Raw genomic sequence first — 4,935 nt, 5'->3', positions numbered from 1 at the left:
ATGACGAGCGGGTTCTCCTGTGTATTTTGTTTGTTTTGTCAAGTACAATTTATACCAAATTAGATGAGCTTACCCTGCTAATTGGTTGAAATTGGCATTAAAATCCCGATCGTTTTGATTGAAATCAATCCACTGTACCTTGGCTAACTCTGGATGCAGTTCGGCTGGAGCGATCGGCTGATGCAGCACCGTGACAAACCGTTTATTCAACCCAGCGGCATACTCAACCTCCGCCGCACAATAGGGAGAAGTGACCGATCGGGGTGAGAGAATAAATAGAAAGTTATCGCAGACTTGAATGCCCTGGTGAATCTCCTGGGCAAAATCTGCGCCCGATGCAATACTTTCCTGATCGAACCAGGTCGTTTTTCCCTGAAGTTGCAGTTCCTCGTTCAACTTTCTAGCTAAATCCGAATCCGCACGAGAATAGGAAATAAACACATCGAGCGACTCTGCAGGCGGTTGCCGCAAACTTTCAGCAATAAATTCTTCTTGCAACGGCGTAGGTGGATGCTGCGATCGTTTCTGCGCCACCTTCAACCACGCCTCGGCACTTCGCAAGTTATAGCCTCGCAGCAGAATACTGGGATTCTTGTGCTGTCGCTCCCACTTCAGTGCTTTGGTCAACAAAACCTTATGCTCGTTATAGTAAGCCTCATCTTGATGCAAAATCTTCAGCAATTGACTTTCATCGAGCAAGTAATCGTCTTCTTGTACGTTGTCGGTGAGGTCGATATATTGCAAATTTCGCAGCGCATTTGGAATCTGTTCCGCTGAGGTTTCTCGCACTAAAATGGGAATAATTCGCTTGTTAAGTGATAATGCAATCTCTAATTCTTTCCGAGCAAAATGCGAATCGATCGCGTCTGGAGAGAGCAGATACACCAGATTATCTGCCTGTTCGATTCCCCGCTGAATCGCCGCCTCAAAGGCTTCCCCGGTTTGAATATCGGTGGTCTTCGTCCAAACCGTCAAACTTTCTCGCCTCAAACTGTTGCAAATTTTCTCCATTTTCGCCTTATCTGGCTCGGCATAGGACACAAACACCTGAGTCATCAAGTTGTTGGCATTCTTGATGCTTTCAGTAATGTATTCGCAATGCAAATGTGCTGGAAAACAAGGCGGTTGTTCATCTTTAAACCGGATTTTCAACCAAGATTCGGCTTGCTTTTTCTCATCGCCGACTAACAACCATCGATGTTGTTTTTGCTGCCGTTCCCACTCTAAGGCTTTGGTTAACAATTGCGTATGCTTTTCTACATACTCGGCGTGGCGGTTTAATAATTCAAGTAATCCGGTTAAAGATTTATCGAAGTCATCAATTCCCTCGCGAAAATACACCCAGTTGATTTTGCCTATAGCCGGGTGCATATTGTTAAAACTCGAATGCAATCCTTTGGCTTTGTAGGCTTCCCATTCCTCGTCGGTTCCCTGGGGTTTTCGCTGCTGCCAAATCTCTCGATCGATCTCTGGGACGTGCAGTAAAGGAATTATCCGTTTGTTGCGCCGAATCGCCAGTTCGATTTCCTTGCCGCAATAAGGCGAGTTGATCGAATGCGGTGCGATGATAAATAAGAAGTTGTTTGCTTTTTCGATGCCGTCGTCAATTTGATTTTGGAAATCGACTCCCAGGGGAATATCGTTTTGGTCGAACCAAATATTCAATCCTTGTTCTTTCAATCGATCGTATAACTTTCTGCCGAAAGCTAAGCTGTCTGCGCGTCCGTAAGAGATAAAAGCGTCAAAATTTGTTTTCATGAGGAAGGGATAGGTAAATGAGGGGCGTTGCTGAATACAGTTATGAATTCAAGATTTCGGCCTTGCTATAAGCCCGCTTGAGGGTGAGTTTTGCAAGGCATCTTTCAAGTCAATTAAAGCCTTTTGGTAGACAAGGATAGACAACAGGTTCCTCCCAGGGAATTCAGGTTGCTTCTTGACCTGGTTGGTGACAACTTTTTTGACTTCATCCAACCGTCAACAGCCAACAGTCAACAGCCAACAGCCAACAGTCAACAGCCAACAGCCAACAGTCAACAGTCAATTGAGTTGACTGTTGACTGATAACTGATAACTGTTCCCCCTGAACTCATGACAACAAGTAAGCGATCTCCTTCTTCGTAAACGGATTCTCACCCTTTTTCAGGGCATCAATCCAGCCTTGCCGCCTTTTTTTGCGTTCGGGCGATACGCCAGGGGCTTTGATAAACGCTTGAAAATCTGCGATCGCCCCTGGCGTATCCCCCGTCAGCGCCCGGGCCACCCCACGACTATCTCGAAAGTCGCCATTGCCCGGTGCAAGTGCCACCGCCGTATCGCACGCCGAGATCACGGTCTTTGCCCCTCCGTGCAGGGCACCGTACCAACACAGCGTATCCCAAGAGTCTTGAGGGATCTTCCAGGTTGCCTCGAACTGCTTTGCTTTCAAGAAGGCATCCACTGCTTCCTGAACTTTACCCTCTTTGACTAGGTTTTCCCCTTGTTCGATCGAACCGCCCGCAGCCCACCGTTTAACCTCGTCCTCTGCTGGCACCTTAATCTTGGGCGATAATTTCTTGGCCTGTTGGAATGTCGCGATGGCTTGGCTGAAATCGCCTTGCTGCGCGATCGATCGACCTCGATTGACTAAAAACTCGGCGTTTTGCTCAGGGTTCCAGGCCAGCCTTTGACAGGTTTCCCCCGCGTGTTTCGCCACGGAGAGCATTTCCGTATCCTCACCAAACTGCGTTTGGGGCGCGACTAAAGCGGGATGTAAAATTATTCGGTTGCACGCCGTCTTCAGCCAATCTTGCCAAGTGCCAGGGCGCCAGAGGCGAAGAGTCTTATCCTCACTGCCGCTGATAATGGTTTTACCGTCCGGGCTAAACGCAACTGAAGTGACTGTCTGCGTATGTCCCTTGAGGGGCTGACCGATGGGTTGACCGTTCGTGTCCCACAAGCGAATGGTCTTATCGTCACTACCGCTGGCAATGGTTTTGCCATCCGGGCTAAATTGCACTGAGCGGATTGAATTGGTGTGTCTTCTAAAGGGTTTACCGATGGTTTTGCCTGAAGTATCCCACAGGCGAATTGTATTGTCCGCGCTGCCACTGACGATCATTTTGCCATCCGGGCTAAATACCGCCGAGAAGACCTCCTTCTTATGCCCTTGAAAGGGTTCACCGATGGGCTCGCCAGAAATCTTCCACAGGCGAACTTTCCCGCCATAGGCACCGCTGACGATTTTTTTGCCGTCCGGGCTCCAGGCCACGGAGTTGACCGTCTGTTTATGTCCTGTAAAGGGTTCACCGATGGGCTTGCCTGAAGTCTTCCACAGGCGAATTGTACTGTCCCAGCTACCACTGGCAATGGTTTTGCCGTCTGGACTCCATGCCACTGAAGAGACCACACTTTGATGTCCTTTAAAGGGTTGACCGATGGGCTTGCCAGAAGTATTCCACAGGCGAATTGTCTTGTCATCGCTACCACTGACAATCGTTTTGCCGTCTGGACTCCATGCCACTGAAAAGACCCGCTCTTGATGTGCTTTAAAGGGCTGACCGATGGGCTTGCCAGAAGTATTCCACAGGCGAATCGTCCCGTCATAGCTACCAGTGACGATCTTTTTGCCATCGGGGCTCAATGCCGCTGATAATACTGGAGCGTCCTGGGTGAAGGGTGGAGCGATGAGGTCGCCGTCCGTATCCCACAGACGAATCGTCCCGTCCCAGCTACCACTGAAAATGGTTTTGCCATCGGGGCTAAATGCCACGGATCTGACTGCATCCAGGTGCCCGATGAGGGGATGACTCAGGACAGGATTCCCCTCCCGATCCCAAAGAGAAATGCTTCCATCCCCGCCCCCACTGACGATGACGCTACCCTTGGGACTAAATGCGAGTGACCGAATCGGCGCACCCTCATGCCCTTTGAAGGGTTGACCGATGGGTTTTCCCGAGGTGTTCCACAAACGAATTCGCCCGTCATAGCTGCCACTGGCAATGGTTTTGCCATTGCGGCTCCAGGCCACTGACGTGACCGCCTCCTGATGCCCCGTCCAAGGTTGACCAATGAGTTGACCCTGACGAGTCCACAAACGAACCGTTTTGTCCTTGCCGCCACTGACGATGGTTGTTCCATCGGGACTCAATGCGATCGATCGAACCCCATCCTTATGCGCTTTGAAGGGTTTACGGACCCGATTGCCATCCGTGTTCCACAGGCCAATCGTCCCGTCGCCGCTACCACTGACGATCGTGAGGCCATCGGGGCTAAATCGGATTGACGAGACCTCGCCTTGATGCCCTTTGAAGCCTTTGATGAGCTTACCAGAGATATTCCACAAGCGAATCGTCCCCTTATCATCGCCACTGACGATCGTTTTGCCGTCTGGGCTCCAGGCCACGGAATTGAGGGCGGTTTTAAGCCCATTGGGCAACGGCTCGATCTGTTGATGGGTGGGATAGCCGTCCGTATCCCACAGGTGAATCATCCCGTCATAACCCGCACTCGCGAGGGTTTTGCCGTCTGGACTCAACGCTGATGAGTTGACTCCATATGCGTCTGCTGTCAGGAGATTGCGCTCTCTGGCATCTCCGGCGGCATCGCGCAAGCTAGACTGCACTTGGGAAAACGTCTGCCCGCGAACCTCGGGCGATGCAGCGAAGCTTTCATCTGTGGCTTTAATTGCCCGAATGAGTGCCTCTACGGGATCGGCATTGAGCAAAGTCTGCACGCGGCCAGCATTTTCCTCTAACTCGGCGATCTTTTTTTGATCTTGCGCTTCTTTAGTTTGCGTTTGGGCGATCTTCTTTTGATCTTGCGCTACTTGAGTTTGCTTGTCCGCCTCTAGTTTCCCAAATGTTGCGACAATAGTGGCAAATGTCATGATCGAGAGCGCACCCACGACGGCTCCCCTTAATAGCATCTTATTTTTGCGTTTTTCGGCGCTACTTTCGG

Annotated in this window: 3 protein-coding genes; 1 reads left to right on the top strand and 2 read right to left on the bottom strand. The window is 50.5% G+C overall.

The features are described 5' to 3' along the window. Positions 1-69: 69 nt before the first annotated feature. Entirely contained in the window at positions 70-1,758 is a 1,689-nt protein-coding gene (locus tag QUB06_RS34085; protein WP_333439207.1) for a toll/interleukin-1 receptor domain-containing protein, read from the bottom strand. Between the two features lie 168 nt (positions 1,759-1,926). On the opposite strand from QUB06_RS34085, the gene QUB06_RS34080 reads away from it, so the two are divergent. Continuing rightward, entirely contained in the window at positions 1,927-2,061 is a 135-nt protein-coding gene (locus QUB06_RS34080) for a hypothetical protein (protein ID WP_333439205.1), read from the top strand. 25 nt (positions 2,062-2,086) lie between these two features. Here QUB06_RS34080 and QUB06_RS34075 read toward each other — a convergent pair. Then, positions 2,087-4,935, bottom strand: a 2,849-nt coding sequence (locus tag QUB06_RS34075; protein ID WP_445251450.1) for an eIF2A-related protein, incomplete at its 5' end; no start/stop codon positions are given.

Origin of the sequence: Microcoleus sp. D2_18a_D3 (assembly GCF_036702455.1) — a bacterium.
Classification (GTDB): domain Bacteria; phylum Cyanobacteriota; class Cyanobacteriia; order Cyanobacteriales; family Microcoleaceae; genus Microcoleus.
Note: the sequence above shows the minus strand (reverse complement) of the source record. Positions and strands in the feature narration are given on the sequence as shown.